This window comes from Bacillus cereus group sp. BfR-BA-01441 (assembly GCF_022663075.1).
Lineage (GTDB): Bacteria > Bacillota > Bacilli > Bacillales > Bacillaceae_G > Bacillus_A > Bacillus_A cereus.
This window is the reverse complement of sequence record NZ_JAKUEU010000274.1, coordinates 1-399: the sequence shown is the minus strand read 5'-3', so window position 1 is coordinate 399 and position 399 is coordinate 1. Positions and strand designations below refer to the sequence as shown.

The window sequence follows — 399 nt, the reverse complement described above, 5'->3', positions numbered from 1 at the left end:
TTATGGGATGCAGAGAAGAAGAAAGACCTTGATGTTGTAGGATTGAAAAAAGTATTAACGAAATGGCAAAAAGGATTAGAAAATAAAGGATGGAACGCTTTATATATTGAGAATCACGATAAACCACGTATCGTTTCAACATGGGGAGATGATAAACAATATTGGCGTGAAAGTGCAACAGCTCTAGGGGCGATGTATTTCTTTATGCACGGTACACCTTTTATTTATCAAGGCCAAGAAATTGGTATGACAAATGTTCAGTTACCAAATATTGAAGATTACGATGATGTAGCAATTAAAAATTTATATCGCGAGAAAATTGCAGAGGGCGTACCACATCAAGATATGATGGAGATTATATGGGCTTCTTGCCGCGATAATTCACGTACACCTATGCAG

General features: G+C 36.8%; 1 protein-coding gene. It reads left to right on the top strand.

Annotation, left to right across the window (positions count from 1 at the left end):
* The coding region (locus MR107_RS30465) for an alpha-amylase family glycosyl hydrolase (RefSeq protein ID WP_242293189.1) at positions 1–399 on the top strand (399 nt) is incomplete at both ends.